Source organism: Flavobacterium sp. NLM (assembly GCF_002210235.1).
GTDB lineage: Bacteria > Bacteroidota > Bacteroidia > Flavobacteriales > Flavobacteriaceae > Flavobacterium > Flavobacterium panici.
Genome location: NZ_LIAC01000003.1, coordinates 34,420 through 54,716, shown reverse-complemented (window position 1 = coordinate 54,716; position 20,297 = coordinate 34,420). Strand labels below are relative to the sequence as shown.

At 32.4% G+C, this 20,297-nt stretch carries 17 protein-coding genes; 7 read left to right on the top strand and 10 right to left on the bottom strand.

Going from position 1 to position 20,297, the window contains the following annotated elements; translation table 11 throughout:
* Nucleotides 1–239: 239 nt before the first annotated feature.
* Complete coding sequence (gene uvrA, locus APR43_RS04590) at nucleotides 240–3,035, top strand: excinuclease ABC subunit UvrA (RefSeq protein ID WP_053473710.1); 2,796 nt, start codon at nucleotides 240–242, stop codon at nucleotides 3,033–3,035.
* Between the two features lie 85 nt (nucleotides 3,036–3,120).
* Here the strand turns inward: uvrA and APR43_RS04585 are convergent, their stop codons facing one another.
* From APR43_RS04585 to APR43_RS04565, 5 genes are all read right to left on the bottom strand, one after another.
* The gene (locus APR43_RS04585; RefSeq protein ID WP_053473773.1) at nucleotides 3,121–3,420 is read right to left on the bottom strand and encodes a hypothetical protein; all 300 of its coding nucleotides are present in this window, start codon (nucleotides 3,418–3,420) and stop codon (nucleotides 3,121–3,123) included.
* A 324-nt stretch (nucleotides 3,421–3,744) separates the two neighbouring features.
* The gene (locus APR43_RS04580; RefSeq protein WP_053473711.1) at nucleotides 3,745–5,214 is read right to left on the bottom strand and encodes an oligosaccharide flippase family protein; all 1,470 of its coding nucleotides are present in this window, start codon (nucleotides 5,212–5,214) and stop codon (nucleotides 3,745–3,747) included.
* Nucleotides 5,215–5,289: 75 nt separating this feature from the next.
* Nucleotides 5,290–6,573, bottom strand: a complete 1,284-nt coding sequence (locus tag APR43_RS04575) for a glycosyltransferase family 4 protein (protein ID WP_053473712.1) — start codon at nucleotides 6,571–6,573, stop codon at nucleotides 5,290–5,292.
* Between the two features lie 149 nt (nucleotides 6,574–6,722).
* A complete protein-coding gene (locus APR43_RS04570) occupies nucleotides 6,723–9,173 on the bottom strand; it encodes a YfhO family protein (protein WP_053473713.1) in 2,451 nt (816 codons plus the stop codon).
* 51 nt (nucleotides 9,174–9,224) lie between these two features.
* Nucleotides 9,225–9,512 (bottom strand): DUF4834 family protein, encoded by a 288-nt coding sequence (locus tag APR43_RS04565; protein ID WP_053473774.1) that lies wholly within the window; start codon nucleotides 9,510–9,512, stop codon nucleotides 9,225–9,227.
* A 124-nt stretch (nucleotides 9,513–9,636) separates the two neighbouring features.
* Between APR43_RS04565 and APR43_RS04560 the strand changes: the two genes are divergently transcribed.
* From APR43_RS04560 to APR43_RS04550, 3 genes are read left to right on the top strand one after another with little or no spacing between them, the layout of a single operon-like run.
* Nucleotides 9,637–10,608 carry a transporter gene (locus tag APR43_RS04560; protein ID WP_053473714.1) on the top strand — a complete coding sequence of 324 codons (972 nt, stop codon included), beginning with the start codon at nucleotides 9,637–9,639 and terminating at the stop codon, nucleotides 10,606–10,608.
* A 43-nt stretch (nucleotides 10,609–10,651) separates the two neighbouring features.
* Nucleotides 10,652–11,770: a hypothetical protein gene (locus APR43_RS04555; protein WP_053473715.1), complete on the top strand. Its 1,119-nt coding sequence runs from the start codon at nucleotides 10,652–10,654 to the stop codon at nucleotides 11,768–11,770.
* 30 nt (nucleotides 11,771–11,800) lie between these two features.
* Nucleotides 11,801–12,343 (top strand): hypothetical protein, encoded by a 543-nt coding sequence (locus APR43_RS04550; RefSeq protein ID WP_053473716.1) that lies wholly within the window; start codon nucleotides 11,801–11,803, stop codon nucleotides 12,341–12,343.
* A gap of 73 nt (nucleotides 12,344–12,416) precedes the next feature.
* Here APR43_RS04550 and APR43_RS04545 read toward each other — a convergent pair whose 3' ends face one another.
* Both APR43_RS04545 and APR43_RS04540 read right to left on the bottom strand, forming a co-directional pair.
* On the bottom strand, nucleotides 12,417–12,902 hold the full coding sequence (locus tag APR43_RS04545; RefSeq protein ID WP_053473717.1) for a hypothetical protein: 486 nt from the start codon (nucleotides 12,900–12,902) through the stop codon (nucleotides 12,417–12,419).
* 123 nt (nucleotides 12,903–13,025) lie between these two features.
* Nucleotides 13,026–14,285, bottom strand: coding sequence for an aminotransferase class I/II-fold pyridoxal phosphate-dependent enzyme (locus APR43_RS04540; protein ID WP_053473718.1), 1,260 nt, complete (start codon nucleotides 14,283–14,285; stop codon nucleotides 13,026–13,028).
* Nucleotides 14,286–14,578: 293 nt separating this feature from the next.
* Here APR43_RS04540 and nirK point away from each other — a divergent pair, with 293 nt between their 5' ends.
* From nirK to APR43_RS04525, 3 genes are read left to right on the top strand one after another with little or no spacing between them, the layout of a single operon-like run.
* Entirely contained in the window at nucleotides 14,579–16,021 is a 1,443-nt protein-coding gene (gene nirK / locus APR43_RS04535; RefSeq protein WP_053473719.1) for a copper-containing nitrite reductase, read from the top strand.
* 16 nt (nucleotides 16,022–16,037) lie between these two features.
* On the top strand, nucleotides 16,038–16,820 hold the full coding sequence (locus APR43_RS04530) for a formylglycine-generating enzyme family protein (protein ID WP_053473720.1): 783 nt from the start codon (nucleotides 16,038–16,040) through the stop codon (nucleotides 16,818–16,820).
* Nucleotides 16,821–16,830: 10 nt separating this feature from the next.
* Nucleotides 16,831–17,424: an SCO family protein gene (locus APR43_RS04525; RefSeq protein WP_053473721.1), complete on the top strand. Its 594-nt coding sequence runs from the start codon at nucleotides 16,831–16,833 to the stop codon at nucleotides 17,422–17,424.
* 41 nt (nucleotides 17,425–17,465) lie between these two features.
* On the opposite strand, the gene APR43_RS04520 is transcribed toward APR43_RS04525, so the two are convergent.
* The 3 genes from APR43_RS04520 to azu form a co-directional block, all read right to left on the bottom strand.
* Complete coding sequence (locus tag APR43_RS04520; RefSeq protein WP_053473722.1) at nucleotides 17,466–18,689, bottom strand: hypothetical protein; 1,224 nt, start codon at nucleotides 18,687–18,689, stop codon at nucleotides 17,466–17,468.
* 240 nt (nucleotides 18,690–18,929) lie between these two features.
* Entirely contained in the window at nucleotides 18,930–19,652 is a 723-nt protein-coding gene (gene ric / locus APR43_RS04515) for an iron-sulfur cluster repair di-iron protein (RefSeq protein ID WP_053473723.1), read from the bottom strand.
* A 111-nt stretch (nucleotides 19,653–19,763) separates the two neighbouring features.
* On the bottom strand, nucleotides 19,764–20,288 hold the full coding sequence (gene azu / locus APR43_RS04510; RefSeq protein ID WP_053473724.1) for an azurin: 525 nt from the start codon (nucleotides 20,286–20,288) through the stop codon (nucleotides 19,764–19,766).
* Nucleotides 20,289–20,297 lie beyond the last annotated feature (9 nt).

The window sequence follows — 20,297 nt, the reverse complement described above, 5'->3', positions numbered from 1 at the left end:
TGGGTCCCAGCGGTTAAAACCGCTGGCTATGTTTTCAAACAATTTCTCAAAAATAATCAAACATAGCCCATGGTTTCAACCACGGGAAACGTATTGTAATGAGATAAACTTATATTCCCAATGGTTCAAATACCTTCTTTAATCAAAAACAAACATGGTAATTCTGTTAAGATTTGGAACAATATCCTTAACAAAACTCTATTCAAAATTGATTACTTTTGTAAAAATTGACTTTTTTTATGCAAATTGATCTTTCTACACTCGACCCGAAGCAAAATATTATAATAAAAGGCGCACAAGTACATAATTTAAAAAATGTAGATGTTGCCATTCCGAGAAATAAACTTGTTGTAATTACAGGACTTTCAGGATCAGGGAAATCAAGTTTAGCTTTTGATACTTTATATGCCGAAGGACAGCGCCGTTATGTTGAGAGTTTATCATCATACGCACGTCAGTTTTTGGGACGTTTAGACAAACCAAAAGTAGAATATATAAAAGGAATTGCGCCTGCAATTGCCATTGAGCAGAAAGTAAATACAACAAATGCTCGTTCGACTGTTGGAACTTCTACAGAAATCTACGATTATATTAAACTTTTATTCGCCCGAATTGGAAGAACCTATTCTCCGGTTTCTGGGCAGGAAGTCAAAAAAAATACCGTTACAGATGTTGTTTCAGATGTAAAAACGCTTGAAATCGACAGTCGATGGCTTTTGCTTGCCCCTATTCATTTAGAAGAAGGCCGTTTACTTGAAGACAAACTTAAAGTGCTTTTACAACAAGGTTTTGCCCGTATTTTAGTCGATAACGAAATGGTTCGTTTAGATGAATTTACACCAACAGAACTGCATAAACTGGACAATAAAGACATTTTATTAATCATTGACCGTATTGTGGTTAAAGAAGAGGAAGAGTTTTACAATCGTCTTTCTGATGCCGTACAAACTGCCTTTTTTGAAGGAAAAGGAATCTGTTACCTTCAGGAAGTAGGTTCAGAAAAAAGGTTTTCTTATTCTAACAATTTCGAATTAGACGGAATTACATTTTTAGAACCAAACGTACATTTATTCAGTTTTAATAATCCTTACGGAGCTTGTCCGGTTTGTGAAGGTTACGGAAATATTATTGGAATCGACGCTGATCTGGTTGTACCGAATACTTCTTTATCCATTTTTCAAAGTGCCATTTATCCTTGGCGCGGCGAAAGCATGAGCTGGTATAAAGATGAATTGGTAAAACACGCTTATAAATTTGATTTCCCAATTCACAAACCTTATTTTGAGCTTTCAGAAGATCAAAAAGATTTAATCTGGAAAGGAAATCAATATTTTCAGGGTCTGAATGATTTCTTTAAAGAACTCGAAGAAAAAAATTATAAAATACAAAATCGTGTCATGCTTTCGCGTTACCGCGGAAAAACAAAATGTCACGCATGTCGTGGAAAACGTTTACGAGAAGAAGCTTCATACGTAAAAATCAATGGAAAAACGGTTTCAGATTTAGTTGATCTTCCAATTAGACATTTGGTTACTTTCTTTAAAAATATTGAACTGAATGTTTACGAACAGCAAATTGCTAAACGTTTGATGGTTGAAATCAATAATCGTTTGTCATTTTTGACAGAAGTTGGTTTAGATTATCTAACGTTAAACCGAAATTCGGCTACACTTTCCGGAGGAGAATCGCAGCGTATTAATCTTGCTACTTCATTAGGAAGCAGTTTGGTTGGTTCGATGTATATTTTGGATGAGCCAAGTATTGGTCTGCACCCAAAAGATTCGGAGCGATTAATTAAAGTTTTACTTTCTCTTCGTGATTTAGGAAATACTGTTATCGTAGTAGAACACGACGAAGATATCATGAAAGCTGCCGATATGATTATTGATATTGGGCCGGAAGCCGGAACTTTTGGAGGAAAACTAGTTGCACAGGGAACTTATGCTGAGATTTTAAAATCAGATTCTCTTACGTCGAAATACCTGAATGGCGATTTAGAAATTTCGGTTCCAAAGAAAAGACGAAAATTCAAAAATCATATTGATATTATTGGCGCCAGAGAAAATAACCTTAAAAACATTAATGTTACTTTTCCTTTGGATGTTTTAACGGTTGTAACCGGAGTGTCAGGAAGTGGAAAAAGTACGCTGATCAAGAAAATTTTATTTCCTGCCATGCAGAAAAAACTGGAAAATGCTGCTGAAAAAGCAGGGCAATTCAGTGAAATTTCAGGTTCTTTTTCTCAGATCAAACATATTGAATATGTGGATCAAAACCCAATTGGAAGAAGTTCGAGATCAAATCCGGTAACGTATATAAAAGCATATGATGATATTCGTGATTTGTATGCAAAAGAAAAATTATCGAAAATAAGAGGATATCAGGCCAAACATTTTTCTTTTAATGTTGATGGAGGCCGATGTGAAACTTGTAAAGGAGAAGGCTCTATAAACGTTGAAATGGTCTTTATGGCTGATGTTTCACTGCCTTGTGAAACCTGCGGTGGAAAACGATTTAAAAAAGAGATTCTTGAAGTTACTTTTGATAATCAAAACATCAACGATGTGCTGACTATGACGATTGATGATGCAATCGCTTTTTTCGAAAAAAACAAGCAGACTAAAATCACGCAAAAACTACAGCCGCTGCAAGATGTTGGTTTAGGATATGTTCAGTTGGGGCAATCTTCATCTACTCTTTCTGGTGGTGAAGCACAGCGTATTAAGTTAGCTTCTTTTTTAGTGAAAGGTGCAACAAAAGATAAAGCCTTATTTGTTTTTGATGAACCTACAACAGGACTTCATTTTCATGATATTAAAAAATTATTAGCTTCATTTGATGCTTTAATCGAAAAAGGACATTCGATAATTGTAATTGAACACAATTTAGATTTAATAAAATGTGCCGACTGGATTATTGATTTAGGTCCTGAAGGCGGTGAAAATGGGGGACATTTATTAGCCACAGGAACACCCGAAGATGTTGTTAAAATAAAAGAATCAGTTACAGGAATTTATTTAAAAGATAAATTATAAACGGAACTATTATAAAAAAAGTTAGCCCTAAATTACAATCTTAATAAATGTAATTTAGGGCTAAACTATTTTAGACTGAAATATTTTATGCTACTAAGCATTTTTCTTCAAAAGGAAAACCATCTTCGTCAATGGCAACTAATACCTTTTTTTGTTTGGAAGCCTCTAATGTTAAATATAGCCAAGCAAATGACCATAATCCGAGGGTTAAACAAAAAATCATGAAATTTAAACTGTGGTTAACTACTTTTCCTCCTTTAGAAAGAACCGCAAAAAGTAATTCATCATTTCTCTCTTCTAGTGTAAATCCATTATGAACTTTGTTTGATATCATATTGGAAAACACCTGTACACTTTGTTCCTGACTTAGCTTATTGCTTTTCATAATCATTTGTTGGGTTTGTCTGCATGTGATACTTAAATTTAATAATTTTGGATAGCTATTTAATTTAAAAAAACATTAAGACACCACTTTTACTGGCCTTATGTAAATATTTCTCATACTGTCAATGAAAGAGATGTAATAAAAATCTACATAAAATTAATTGTAATAAATTGAAAAACAAAATAAATTGGGTGATTTTTTTAAGATTTCCTTCACAATTTCAAGATGTTATATAAAAAAGTATCTTTTATTTTCGATAATGAAAAAATAATACCCTTAAATAATGAAGTTAGGAATTCTGCTATATAACAATAATGAAAGTTCTTAAATCTTTATCCCAATTTTTCTGAAAATATTATCAATAACCTTATTAATATCCGGAGAGATATTAAATTTATAATTTAGATAAACATATAGAATTGTTACCAAAATTGATTTTAAGGCAATGCTGATAAGCTGGTAAAATGGAAATTCCCAAAAATAGAAAACTAAAAACAATACAAATGTAAGCAGCATTGAAGAAAGCGTTTCTTTTGTAAAAGGATATAAATGAAGTTTCTTGACAACAAAAAGCAGCTTGGCCAAACTGTATAATGTGATAGACAGTAAAGTGGCAAACGCTGACCCAAAAATTCCAAAAATTGGAATAAAGATCATATTTAAAACTACAGTCAACACAACCAGCATTAATCCTAAATACAATACCATTCGGTAATATTTAGTATTAAAAATAATTGCATTGTTGTTTCCTAAAATCAAATCGAAATATTTAGACAAACCAATCATAAATACAACTGCAATTCCGCCGCTGTATTCTTTTGGAACTAATTCGTACAGTTGATTAATATTTACAAATATGCAGAGCATTACAAAACCACCCACAATCTGCAGATTAATAGAAGTTTTTTTATAAAGATCATTCAATTCGTCATGCTTATTTTCATGCATTAATTTTGCCGTAATGGGATATACAATCTGGTGCATCGCACGACTCGGAACTGAAATTACCAAAGCAATATAAGTAGCAACAGAATAGAAGGCAATATTTTCAATCTGCATGTATTGATTTAATATCATTTTATCACCATCCAAAAGCAAATTGGCAACGCTTCCAGATAAAATAATATAAAAAGTATATACTAATATATCTTTTGTATTGGTTGGTATTGTAAATTGAAAAGTTGGTTTCTGAATACTAAATGCGTATAACATGGTGATAAGGAACGCCAGAAAATACAAAATTGCTGTTGCGTACACAAAACCTTCTACACTAAGCCAGTTGTAATAAACACCTATTAATAGAAATAATGAAAATAATCGCAAGCCTACTTCCTTGACAAAGTTTCCAAAAACGGAATGCATATTTACTCTAAGCCAGGCATAAAAAATTTCAAAATAGGCCATGCACAATCCTATAAATGGAATTAACCAGATGTAACTTTTTACAATCGCATTCTTTTTTGAAACAAAAAATAAAATTTCATCATAAAAAACAAGTCCAATCAGTAAAAGTGGAATTATTAATAGCAGAGGAAATAAAACCGTAAAAGATAAAAAACGGGATTTTTCTTCGTCGGTTTGATATTGCGAATAAAATTTAACCAAGGTATTTTGCATCCCAATTGCAAATAAAGGCATAATCACATTGGCACAAGACGTTACATAATTAGTTAAACCATAAAAAGTTGCGCCTAAAAAAACAGGATATAAATAGAGTGTATTAATGGCTCCAATTCCAAAGCCAATGTATGTTATTATAGTGTTTTTAAAAGACTGGTTTAAGACAATACCCATTTTTTGATTGCAGAGTTTAGATTGTAGAGTTTAGATTTTTGATTTTCTGCTCTCCTTTTGTTTTTGAAATTGTTATTAATTGATCAATTGTACTAATTGCTTAGTAAGGTTTTTTCGTGAATATTGCTGTAAACCAACACCATTAGCTTGTAATTTTCCTTCTAAAAATTGATTATAAAAGTCCAAAATTACACTTTTTAGCTTCGCTTTTTCTGAATAATCAAAAAATACACCTGTATTGGTTTCTTTTATAATATCGGCAAAATCAGAACCTTGCGGTCCAATAGCAATAATTGGACGATTGGAGACCATATATTCAAACAATTTCCCCGGAATAATACTTTTAGTATCTTCAGAGTTTATTTCGATTAAAAGTAAAACCTGAGACTTTTTTTGATGGGCTATAGCTTCATTATGCGAAACATATCCTAATAGGTTCAAATAATCATTTAGTTTAAATTCTTCAATCGAATCTAAAACTTCCTGACTTACGGCACCAATTAATTTAATTTCTAAATGGGTTTTAAAATCCGGAATTTCCTGAAGTAATTCAACCAGACATTCCCATAAAAATTTTGGATTTCTGTCTGATAAAAACGAACCAATATGAGCAAGTGAAAACTTAGTATCTAAAGTTTGTTTCTCAACGTTCTCAATATCGTAACCGTTTGTAATTACTGAAATTGGCTTATTGGTAATTGCCTGAAATTCGGTTTTTGTAGTTTTGCTTGTTACAATTATAGTATCAGCAGAGTTAAGAACTTTATGTTCTAAACTTTTATGTTTTTTTGCAGCATAACTGGATAAACGCAACGCTTTATGATAACCAATCGTTGTCCACGGATCACGAAAATCTGCAAACCATTTTACATTTAGTTTTTCTTTTAATTCTAAACCAATTAAATGTAAACTGTGCGGCGGACCCGACGTTACGATTGTATCAATATTATTTTCTTTGATGTATTTTTCAAGATAAGAAACTGAAGGTTTTACCCAAAAAACTCTCGCATCCGGAATAAATAGATTGCCACGTACCCAAAGAAAAGCTTTATCTAAAAAGGTTTGCTTTTTTTTATGTGGAAAAATCCCTGAACTGATTTTCTTGGTTTTGTTTTTTGAAAAAACAGAAGCTAATTGGTAAGGCTCCCAAATTTTATTTTTAAGAACTATTACTTTATCTGATATTTCGCTTACCAAGCCTTCGTCAACAATTGGGTAAGTTGGATTTTCTGGAACATAAACAATGGGCTGAACACCAAAGTCTGGCAGATATTTTACAAATTTCAGCCAGCGCTGTACTCCCGGCCCACCCGCTGGAGGAAAGTAATAAGTTATAATTAAGAGCTTTTTTTGTTCCAAGGAAAATCGTTTATTATTTTAAAGTGCAAATTTAGAAGTTATTACCAACTTTGCGAAACTCAGTGAAATCTTTGTGAATCTTTGCGAAATAACATTTCACAAAGTCACACAAAATATAGCAAAGATTCACAAAGCAAAACTGAGACTAATTACTGAGACTGCTTACTAAACTTTTTTCTCTCAAAATAGATTCCGCCAATCAAAAGCACAAACATTCCAATTGAACTTACAAGATTAATTGTACCACCCGTTTTAATAACCTGTGGTTCAAACTTAAACTCGATAGTATGTTTTCCGCCCGGAATTTCCATTGCTCTTAAAACATAGTCAACTGGGAAATGATCTGTCAATTTTCCGTCGATATAAGCATTCCAGCCATTTTTATAATAGATTTCAGAGAAAACAGCTAAACCATCTTTTCCATTATTCGATTGATATTTAATGTAATTTGGCTTGTATTGAACTACTTTTATGGTTCCGGTTGTATCCCATTGTTTTTTCATACGGGCATTTTGGAATTTACTTTCATGCTCATGCACGTTAAAAACAGCCACTTTTTTAGTATCGATATGATCTAATGCTTTCATTACATCATCTGGTTTATTTACAAGCTTAACAGTCTCTACAAACCAAGCATTTCCATTTGCATCAGGATTAACTGCTGGTATAGGTGCACCTGTACTATCTGCCTGAATTACATACTTAACATTCAACATATTAAGCACTTCAAGATTCATGTTCTTTGATTTATTACCAATTTGGTAATCAAACAATTGCTGCATTCTTCTTGGTTTTGCAGCGTGATAACCTCCAATAGAATGGTGAAAATAAGAAGCTGTTGCGCTTGACATATTTCCGTCAATATCAAAAACTCTGTAATGCGTTGTATCTTCTAAAATTTTAGCATCTGCAGCTGTTTCCTGAAAAGGAGCCGCAATCTGAACCGGGCTCACAAAATCTTTTGCCGAAACATATTTTTTATCTACAAAAAACAAATCAAAAATCATTAAAAGAGCAACGATAACTAAAGTTGTTGTCTGCGAAAATTTATTTTTTATAAACAACCATAAAACTCCAAATGTTACTACGATAAAGAATCCTGAACGAAGTAAATCTGCAGAATAAAGACTTTTTCTATCTTCTATTAAAACATCAACAAATTCTTGTCCGTACATTTGAAGAAAATAGTTATCACTGCTTCCTGAAAAATGGAAGAAACCTTTGGCAATTACTAAAATTAATATAACTCCCAATCCAAAAACTCCAGTTTGAACAAGCGCTTTTTGCTGTAATTTAGGTTCGTCTTTTGCTTTAAAAAACGACTGAATTCCCATCACGGCTAAAACTGGCATACATAACTCTAAGATTACCTGAATAGATGATACAGCTCTAAACTTATCATACATTGGCACATAATCAATAAAGAAATCTGTTAACAGCGAGAAATTTTTTCCCCAAGAAAGCACAAGTGAAAATAATGCTCCTGAAAGAAAAACATATTTAATTTTTCGGTCATCAATAAATAAAGCTAAGACTGCCAAAAAGAATACTACAATTCCAATATATGCCGGAGCAGCGACAATTGGCTGATCTCCCCAATAAGTTGGCATTGCTGATACAAAATCTTCTGCCTTTGAAGGTTCTACATTATGATCAGTCATAAAGGTATACATACTACTGTCTTTACCTATATTTTCATGATTTGACCCTCCAAAAAGTCTCGGAGCAATTAGATTGAAACTTTCGGCAATTCCGTAACTGTACTCCGTAATATATTCACGGCTTAAAGCGTTTTCATTTTCCTTTTTACTTCCGTCAGGATTAAAAGTTAATTCACTGTTGCTTCGTGTACTAAACTTAGCATATTCACTTGTCGCTAATAAATTTCCTGCATTAGCACCAATTGCAAAAATTCCGGCTACAGCCAAAGTTCCAATGGCAATTAAAAGCGGTTTGTATTCTTTGTCTTTTATAAAAGTAAAAGCATAATAACCTGAAAGTATCAATAAGAAAATCAATAAATAATAGGTCATTTGAAAGTGGTTGGCATTAACCTCTAACGCAACCGCAAACATGGTGAGTAAACCTCCCCAAATATATTTTTTCTGAAAAACGAGTATAAATCCGGCAATAACCAATGGCATATAAGCAATTGCATGAGCTTTTGCATTATGTCCAACGCCAAGAATAATAATTAAATAAGTAGAAAAACCAAACGCAATTGCGCCAATAAAAGCTTTTAAAGGATCTGTTTTTAAAACTAATAACAAACCGTAAAACCCTAAGAAATATAGAAATAAATAGTCAGCCGGACGCGGTAAAAAACGTAAAATATCATCTATTTTTCCAACGAAATCATTAGGATAATTTGCTCCTAACTGATAAGTCGGCATTCCGCCAAAAGCAGAATTTGTCCAATAAGGCTCTGTATGTTCTGCTGCTCTAAAATCATTTTGCTCTTTGGCCATTCCGGTGTATTGAGCAATATCTGACTGGAAAATCTGTTTTCCCTGCAAAACAGGATAAAAGTAAATTAAGGAAACAAGAATAAAGCCCAGGATTACAAGGGCGTGCGGATAGAATTTATTTACTATTTTCAATTTTGGCTGGTTTGGTTAAATGATGAATCCTAATACTACAAGGATACAAACTTAATCTATTTCTTCGTAATCAACATAATCGCCTACCTTTTTGGTTTCGCTAGGCTTTTTAGCATTAGCAGTATTAATGATTATTTCGTCATTATTGTTATTACGAGTTTGCTGCCAGGAATTATCCTGACTATATTGTTGTTGTCTTTGAAAATTTTCTCCTGCTTTTTCTACCGCTTTTTTAACCAATACCGGCAAAAAGATTCGGGCCAAAAATTTAAAAATATAATAAAACGCAATAATCCACATTATCGTTTTAAACAAATTTGTAAAAGATGCTTCTTGCATGATCATATAATTTTTTTCCAAAATTAGTAAATCCGTTGTTTAAAATTAAAATATCAATCTTAAATAAATAATAAAATATAGTACATTTGAAATGCGTTATAGCTTTTAATCAAAAAATACATTTATGTTGAAAATTAAAAACTTACTCTTTGCGTTTCTTTTTTTAGTACCACAATTTTTCTTCGCACAATATACTGATGTGATTAATTCGAATCGTCCGGGCGAAACTATGTCGGCTTATGCGGTTGGAAAATCAGTAATTCAGGGCGAAATTGGCATTTATGGTATTAAAGAAAAACACGACTTATTAGATTATGACGCTACCGGTTTTGGTACAGATTTAACCGTTAGATATGGCGCTTTTTTAGAACAGCTGGAATTTATTTTAGATGTTCAGTATCAAATGGAAAACTTTGATAGTCCATATACCAGTTATAAAAAGAACAACTTCAGACAGACCGTTTTAGGAGCTAAATACCTGATTTACGATCCTTATAAAAACTATAAAAAAGAAGCTAATATTTATAGTTATAAAGCGAATCACAGTTTTCAATGGCGCGAATTAATTCCGGCTGTTTCTATTTTTGCCGGAGCGAATTTTGTTGGTGCAGACAATCCGTATTATTTTTCTCCAAATGGAGATATTTCTCCTAAAGTTGCCTTAGTAACTCAAAACTTATTTGGCGGCGGAAGATGGGTTTTTGTAACCAATATTATTGCAGATTATATTGGAACAGATTATCCAAGTTATGGTTATGTTTTAACCTTAACACACGGATTTAATGACAAATGGTCTGGATTTGTTGAAAATCAAGGATACAAAAGCGATTTTTACAGTGATGCCATTGTGCGTGGCGGTGCTGCATACCTTTTATCTTCAAATATGCAGGTTGATGCTTCTATAAGTACTAATTTCAAAAACACGCCTTCTATTTTATATGGAGGAGTTGGTTTCTCCTGGAGATATGACGGATGGTACAAGGAAAAACAAATTGCCAATAAAAACAAAGAGAAAGCAAAGAAAAACTCTGATAATAAAGAAGAAAAAGTAGATTATCAGGAAAAAGAAAGAAAACGTAAAGCTAAATACGAATAATTTTAATAATCAAACCTTTAAAAAAGGAGTTAATACGACCTTAATGATTACAATCAAAGAAGCCAAAACTAAAAAAGAACTAACCGAATATATAAAATTTCCGTTCTCACTTTATAAAGATAATCCTTATTGGATTCCTCCTATTATTGCTGATGAATTAGAGTCTTTTGATAAAACTAAAAATCCTGCGTTTGATAATGCAGAAGCTTATTTTTATCTGGCTTACAAAGACAATGAAATTGTTGGACGAATTACGGCTATTATAAACTGGGCAGAAGTAAATAATCAGCATAAAAGAAAGGTTCGTTTTGGGTGGTTTGATGTTATTGATGATATAGAGGTTACTAAAGCACTTCTTGAAAAAGTTTATGAATTAGGCAGAAAACATAACTTAGAACATGCCGAAGGCCCTATGGGCTTTTCTAACTTAGATAAAGTTGGCGTTCTTACAGAAGGTTATGATCAAATAGGGACTATGATTACATGGTACAATAATCCTTATTATGTTACTCATTTTGAACAATTAGGTTTTCAAATTGAGAAAGAATATATCGAAAGCATTTTCCCTTTTTCAAATGTAAAGCCTGAATTTTTCCTGAAAGCTCAGGAATTAATCAAAAAGCGTTACGGACTTAGAGCATTAACTTTCACGAAAACAAAAGACATAATGCCGCACGTGGATAAAATGTTTGATTTGTTTAATGAATCTTATGCTAAACTGGCTTCTTTCGTAGCTATTTCAGATGTTCAAAAAGAATATTTTAAAAAGAAATACATTAGCTTTATCAATCCTGAATATATAAAGTTTGTAGTAGATAAAGAGGATAATTTAATTGCTTTTAGTATTGTAATGCCAAGTTTTTCAGAAGCATTACAAAAAGCTAAAGGAAAACTTTTTCCGTTTGGTTTTCTCCATCTTTTAAAGGCAAGAAAGAAAAGTAAAGATGTTGTTTTTTATCTTATCGGAGTTCATCCCGATTATCAAAATAAAGGCGTTACAGCGATTATTTTTGATGAATATTTTAAAACTTTTTCTGAAAAAGGAATTCAAAATTGCATCAGAACGCCTGAATTAGCTGAAAACACAGCGATTCATTTGCTTTGGAAAAACTTTGATCCGAAAATTCACTGTCAGAGAAAGACTTATTTGAAGTATTTATAAGTTTTCAGTCGCAGTTTTCAGTTTTCATAAATGAAAAAACTCAGTATAATATTGGCGTTATTAATTTCACTTTCATTTACAAAAGATGACAGCGATATTTTATATCAAAATTATGTTAGAGCAATAAATAACGGCGGTACTTTTCAATTTTTCTTGGTAGTTAAGATAAAAAATCTGAATACTAATAAAGTTAGAGAAATCTGCACTAAAGCCAATTTTCTGCAAGGAGCAATACATAGAGAATATAATATTGACTATGATGAAAGAGGAATAATTAAAGCCTATCAAACCGCTATAAAAAACAAGAATAGGTATTTTGAATTCAAGAATGACAGCGCAATAGCAAACCTTGCAATTGAAGATTATTCTGAAAATGATTTAAAGAAATTGCAATCAAGAATTAATTTTAATTTGCTAACTCAAAAAATTAAGAAGAATCAAAAATGGTCTTCATATCTTGATCACAAAGAATTAAAAATGTATGCACATGCTTTATTTAACCTGGGAATATTAACTGGCGAAAATAGTTGTTTTGGAGGTACGTTGATTTATGTAAGTCCAAAGAGTAATTAACTTTTTAAAATAAAACATAAAAAAATCCATTCGCCCCCAAAACGAATGGATTTTTTACTTTAATAACAATTCATTAATCCACTTTGCAATCTACTTTGGTCAGCGCATTTTTCTGATCAAATTTTAGTTTTGTTTTATCTTTAAATGATACTTTGTCATTAGCTTGTACAACATCTCCGTACCCTTCAATAAGAGTTCCGTCTTTTTGTAAAAAAACAACTTCTCGTACTGATGAAGTCCCTTCAGAATTAAAAGTGTAATCGGCAACTATAGTATCGCCTTTCATATTTCCAATCAGTGTTCCTTCATTTTTATCTTTTCCTATCAGGTTATAGCTTAATTTTCCATTTACTTCCTGATGTGAGTTTACATTAAAACTAAGTTCAATTACGCTTCCATTTGCTCTCCATGCATAACATTGATCTCCTGCTGGTTCTACAATTTCAGCCTCTTTTGGCGGGCTTGGTGTAATTTGTACTGGCTCTGTAGTAGTCGTTTCTTTTTTACAGGAAATAAGAACTGTCAAAATAAGGGTTGCTATTGCTAATACTTTTTTCATAATGCTGAGTTTTTTATTTTGTGATTTATGAATTAAAGTTACTTTAAATAAAAAAAATCCATTCGTATAACAAATGGATTTTTTTACATAATTTCCACTTAAGGAAATCTATTTTTAAATTAATTACGAAACGTCAACTGTTGTGCGTTCTGCAATTTCTTTATAAGTTCCGTTAACTAATTTCTCGCGAATTGCTTCAAAAGCCGTTAAAGTTTCTTCAATATCTGATAAAGTATGAGAAGCTGTCGGGATCATTCTTAATAAAATAATTCCTTTTGGAATAACCGGATAAACAACAATAGAAAGGAAAATACCGTAGTTTTCTCTTAAATCGTTTACCATTACCATTGCTTCAGGAATACTTCCTTCTAAGTAAACCGGAGTAATACAAGTATTAGTATCTCCAATATTGAATCCTTTTTCTTTAAGACCGCTTTGTAATGCATTTACATTTTCCCAAAGCTTATCTTTAATAGAAGATGAATTACGCAATAATTCTAAACGTTTCAAAGAACCAATTGTCTGGATCATTGGTAACGCTTTAGCAAACATTTGCGAACGTAAGTTGTATTTTAAGTAATCAATAACTGTTTTATCTGCAGCTACAAAAGCTCCAATATTTGCCATTGATTTTGCAAAAGTCGAGAAGTAAACATCAATATCGTCCTGAACTCCCTGCTCCTCACCTGCTCCGGCACCTGTTTTACCAAGTGTACCAAAACCGTGTGCATCATCAACTAATAAACGGAAATTGTATTTTTGCTTCATAGCAACAATTTCTTTCAGTTTACCTTGTTGTCCGCGCATTCCAAAAACACCTTCGGTAATAAATAAAATACCTCCGCCTGTTTCTTCGGCCATTTTAGTAGCACGCTGCAGGTTTTTCTCCATACTTTCAAGATCATTGTGTTTGTAAGTAAAACGTTTACCCATGTGCAAACGAACACCATCAATAATACAAGCATGTGAATCTACATCATAAACAATGATATCATTTTTTGTAACCAAGGCATCAATAATAGATACCATTCCCTGATAACCAAAATTCAATAAATAAGCAGATTCTTTCATAACGAAAGAAGCCAGTTCATTTTCTAATTGCTCATGATAAGTTGTGTGTCCAGACATCATACGAGCTCCCATAGGGTATGCAGCGCCATATTGAGCCGCAGCATCCGTATCTGCTTTACGAACTTCAGGATGATTAGCTAATCCTAAATAATCATTTAAACTCCAGTTTAAAATATTTTTTCCATGAAACGTCATTCTAGGACCCAACTCTCCTTCTAACTTTGGGAAAACGTAATAACCTTCTGCCTGAGAAGCCCATTTTCCTAAAGGTCCTTTATTGTCCTGAATTCTTTCGAATAAATCTTTTACCATAAATATATTTTGAAGTAATAATTTTATTTATACAGGTCGCAAAAATAATGATTATTATTCTAAAATGGAGTTGAGCATTTGTTTTTATTAAAAAAATATCAAAATATTAATTTACAAAAAATTTACACATACTTAAAGAATTGAATTTAAAACAGTTAACTGTAATAAAAGTGTACACAATAATTTAATATAAAGGTTTTATTAGTAAGTATTTCATGACTTTTATCATGATAAAAGACAAAATAGTCTTTTATTTTTACTCCTGATTTAAAACTAAATAAAACCAAAACCTTATGAAAAAGAAAAATGACATTTCGATTAAAATGAACATGTTGTTATGCTTACTTTTTACGATTTTATTAGGAAGTTGTAAAAAAGAAGAATCAGTAAACTATACTGATATAATGACCGAAGGAGAAATGAATGCTGAACTTACAGCCCCTCCAATGGTACCGAAACCTGTAGGAAACAGAACTGCCATGAAACTTAAATTAAACATGGAAATCAAAGAGCAGGAAGGCACAATGACTGATGGTGTAAAATATACGTATTGGACATTTGGAGGCTCTGTACCGGGAAGTTTCATTAGAACACGTGTGGGAGATGAAGTAGAATTTCATTTAAAAAACCATCCGGATAATAAATTGCCGCACAATATTGATTTACATGCCGTAACCGGACCTGGCGGCGGGGCGACTTCTTCGCTTGTTGCTCCCGGACATGAAAAAGTTTTCAGCTTTAAGGTGATCAATCCGGGACTGTATGTATATCATTGTGCAACAGCTCCTGTTGGAATGCACATTGCAAATGGTATGTATGGTTTGATTTTGGTTGAACCAGAAGGCGGACTTCCTCCTGTTGACAAGGAATATTATGTAATGCAGGGTGATTTTTATACGCAGGGCGAATATGGCGCAAAAGGCCTGCAGCCATTTGATATGAATAAAGCCGTAAAAGAAACTCCTGATTATGTTGTATTTAATGGAAAAGTAGGTTCGCTGACAAACGGAAACGAATTAACTGCAAAAGTGGGAGAAACGGTACGTTTGTTTGTTGGGAACGGAGGTCCAAACTTAGTATCGTCTTTTCATGTTATTGGAGAAATATTTGACCATGTTCATGTCGATGGCGGAACCGTAATTAATAAAAATGTGCAAACCACTTTAATTCCGGCCGGCGGTGCTGCAATTGTTGATTTTAAAGTAGAAACTCCGGGAACTTTTATTCTGGTTGACCATTCTATTTTTAGAGCCTTTAATAAAGGAGCTTTAGGAATGTTGAAAGTAGAAGGAAAAGAAAATAAAAACATTTATTCTGGAACGATTCAGGAAGGAATTTATCTGCCAGAAGGCGGAACTATCCAAAAAATGCCTGAAAATGCAACTGCAAAAACTGCAACACCTAAACGAACTGCCGAAGAGAGAATCAAAATTGGAAAACAAATTTTTGGCACTACTTGTTTTGCTTGTCATCAATCTGAAGGGCAGGGAATTCCAAATACTTTTCCTCCTCTTGCAAAATCAGATTATTTAAATGCTGATTCTAAACGTGCGATTAAAACAATTTTACACGGTTTAACCGGAGAAGTAAGCGTAAACGGAAAAAAATACAACAATGTAATGCCGGCTCAAAATTTATCTGACGATGAAATAGCTAATGTGCTTACGTATATCTATAACAGCTGGGGAAATAACAAAACAGAAGTTACTCCGGAAATGGTAAAAGCACTGCGATAACAATCAAAAACAAAGCATGAAAAAATTTATTTTCATTCTTACCTTTTTCCTGATGTTTACAGGCGTAACAATAGCGCAGGAAATTGGAATGGCTCTGATAAAAGAGGGACGTTTTGTTCCTCTTTACGGAGCCTCATCTAAAAAACCTGTATTTGTAAACTCTTTTTATTTAGACATTTATCCTGTTACCAATGCTGAATTTTTGAGTTTCATCAAAAAAAATCCAACGTACAGTAAATCGAAAATTAAGGGAATTTTTGCCGATAAAACCTATTTGTCGTATTGGGAAAATGATTTTGATTTTGGCAGTTCAAAACCAAATTCGCCCATAACTGCTGTTTCCTGGTTTGCAGCAAAAAAATACTGCGAATGTCAGGGAAAACGTCTACCTACAATGGATGAATGGGAATATGCAGCAATGGCCGATGCAAAAACAGTGGATGCCAGAACCAAAAAAGAATTCAATAATTACATTTTATCCTGGTACGAAAAGTCGAAAACGTATGAAAATGAAGTAGGAAAAACGTTTAGAAATTATTGGGGAGTTTACGATATGCATGGTTTGGTTTGGGAATGGACTTCTGACTTTAACAGCATTTTTTTATCCGGAGAATCGAGAAAGGATAAAAGCAGCGACAAGAATTTATTCTGTGGAAGCGCTTCTGTAAACGCATCCGATTTAATGGATTATGCGGCATTTATGCGTTACGCTTTCAGAGGAAGTCTTAAAGCGCAATATTCAACCCGAAATCTTGGTTTTAGATGCGCCAGTTCAACAAAACCAAAAGTTAATCTTTAAATTAATTTCAATGAAAAAAACAATAATTGCGGTTTTTATTCTGCTGGTTTCTTTGCAGAGCTGTAAAGAAAATAAAAAGGATACTGCAGTAACAAAAAAGGAAATAACTGATTTATCCATCTATAATCTTCCTTCAAAATGGACAACTCAAAACGGAAACGATATTGAATTAAAAAGCCTGAGAGGAAATGTGCTGGTTATGGTAATGATTTACACAAGTTGTAAAGCCGCCTGCCCCAGATTAGTTGCAGACATGCGCGATATTGAAGCAAAACTCAATAAAAACACCAAAAAGAATGTAAAACTTATTTTAGTAAGTATTGATCCTAAAACCGATACGCCCGAAAGATTAAAAACTTTTGCAATTGCTAATAAAATGAATCAGGAAACGTGGCTTTTTCTTCGTTCATCTGAAGAAAACACACGCGAATTTGCAGCAGTTTTGGCTGTCAATTATAAACAAATATCTCCTGTAGATTTTTCGCATTCTAATATTATAAGCGTTTTTAATACCGAAGGAGAATTAGTTTTTCAGCAGGAAGGTTTAGGTGTAAACAATGAAAAAACAATTGAAACTATAAATAAAGAAGCAGAGAAGATTTAAAATTTTGAATAGGTTGATTAGTGAAAAAACAAGGGAAGATTTTAGGAATGGATCGACTCTTGTTTTTTGTTTATAGCAGATGCCGTAATCAATATTAATCCTAAAACAAGCAATAAACTAAAACCAAATATATTTTGATAATAACCTAGAATTGTTCCTTTATTGAAAAGGAAAAATCCTCCTTGTAAAAACAATAAAACTTCTGTCCCAACATATCCAAAAATAAAACATTTCACTCCCATTTTTAAAGATAAAGAATCACTTGAAAGCATTTTATTCTGAAGTAATATTCCAAACACAAATCCAGTAATAATTCCTAAACTGCTTAAATGAATAAATCCAATTACAAAATTCCTGACTTTGTGTGAAATTGTTGCAATATTTGGGAAAATAATCAACAATTGAATTCCTATTTTTAAGAATAAAGAGCATAATGCTAAACCGTAAAACTTTTTAGCCTCTTTATTTAAATTAGCTTTAAAATCGCTTATTTGAGGCCTGAGCATTTTATAGAAATAAATAAAAGCTGTTAGCTGCAATACAACTCCAAAGGTATTTATCCACCTTAAAACATTGCTCTCAACAAACCAGCGTATGGGAAATGAAACCGTTAAAATTGTTGAAACAATCAAAATAATATAGAATTTTCTAAAGTCGGTTTCATCAATTTTATGATGAAATTGTTTTAAAAACAAAGCTAAAACCGCCAATAAAAACCAACCGTTAAACTGAAAATGCAGAAAAAATTGAATCGCAATTTGATAAAAGGCGCTTTGTTTTCCTAATGTACTTACTGCCGGACCCAAACACCAAACTCCTAAAGTAGAAAAAACCATAAATAAAACAGAAACACTTAAAAGTCTTTGTGAAGACGTTTTTTGTTTTGGAAGATCTTTCCAAATTAATCGGCAGAAAAGATAACTCAGCAAAATGTGCATTGTCGAAAATGCAATAGAAAAGAGCCCATAACCCTGAAAAGGAAAAGCAAGCATCATTCCTGTTACAGAAAGTTCTGTTAACCAAAACAATCTGTTATATACAGGTTTCCGGCTTTTTTCTTTCGGAATAAAAAAATGAATTACCAAGACATAAATAATCATGTAAACCCAGCCCAGCATAGCAACATGAGAATGCACATGAAGTATAAAACTGTAGTTTATAAAATTTAAAGGAAAAAGAAACATAAACCGCATTAATAACCCAAATGTGCAGGCTATTAAAAAATTAAAGAAACAACAGATTATCCAGGTTTTTTGAAAATTCATAATATGCTTTTTTTTAAAACACACAGAAACATAGATTTTAAAAGAATGTAAAAAGATATTTTTAAAAATCTAGATTTTTACACATAGCTATGTTTGTTAATGCAAGTGAAACGCCTTTTTTAAGTTTACAATAATCTATGTTTCTATGTGTTTAATTTTTTTAAATTCACTCTAATAAAAAACACCGATAATACTCCATAACTGGAATTTATCAGTGTTTTTCTCTAGTTAAAATTATAGTTAAGCAAATTCCTCTTCCAGCGCAACTGCTTTTGGAAACAAAATATTATTCTCTAAATGAATGTGTTTATGTAAATCTTCTTCAAACTCATTAAGCATTGCATAAGTCACTTTATAAGTTGTACATGCATCAGCCGGAGGCGTATAATTATTAGTCAACTCAGCAATTTCTCTAAAACGATCGCCTTCATTTTCATGTTCGTGCATCATCATGGCGATTGGATTTGAAACCGTTCCGAAAGAAGGCTGCGATAAAACTCCGTTAGCCTCTTTCGTTTTTACCATTCTTTTTACAAAAGGAAATAAAACCAGTTCTTCCTTTTTCATGTGCTGCGCCAACTCTCCTGCACATCCAATAAACAATTCATTTATTTTAAATAATTCAGGATGATTTGAACCATGAACACTGCATAATTTATCTAGAAAACTCAGCAAAACTTGTGTTTTATCTTCCACATAACGGTGATGCGTTTTTTCTATATAATCAACTAATAAATCTAAAGGCCAGGAATTAAAATCGATGCCGTTGCTATTTTCAGACTGCAAAACATCATAAATACTTTGAAGCAGCGCATCAGAATTAATTTCTTCCTTTTCACAAACTTCAGAAACGGTTCTGTTTCCTTTACAGCAAAAATCTATTTTATATTTAGAAAATACAGCCGCAGTTCTATAATCCTGAGCCACAAATGACCCGATTGTTTTGTTTTTTAAATTTTCCATTTTTCGTAAAAATTAATATTAATATATTTCTATTTTTAATAAAAGACAAAATTATCCTTTATTGATATTTAAAAAAACTCCAAACCAAAATCAGACTTAGAGTTTTATGATTTATTCTACAATTAATACACCTTTCATCATAGCCACGTGACCAGGAAAAGTACATAAAAAGTTATATGTTCCTTTTTTATCAATTGTAAATTCGATAGTATCTTCTTCACCCCCGCCCAATAATTTTGTGTGGGCAACGATTGAAGCTTTTTCAGAAACCGGAATATAATCTGTAGCTTTTGCTTCGATCGCTTTTGCAGCAAAAGCACTTTCATCTGTTCCTTGCTGAAGGATTACCAAGTTATGCCCCATTGCTTCTTTTGGAATTTTACCAACGTGTTTTAAAGTAAGTTTGATCGGTTTTCCGGCAACTGCTTTTAGTTCGGTTTTATTAAACTGCATTTGGTCATTTCCTTCAATAACCAAAACATTTTCAACGCCTGCTTCAGGCTTTACACCTTCATCTGATGTTGTTTCATTTATTTCTGTCGATTCGTCAGCAGGAGCTGCTTCTTTCTTTCCGCAAGAAGTTAGTGCTAAAAATCCCATTAGCATTACCATCGAAATTGTGACTTTTTTATTCATTACTGTAAA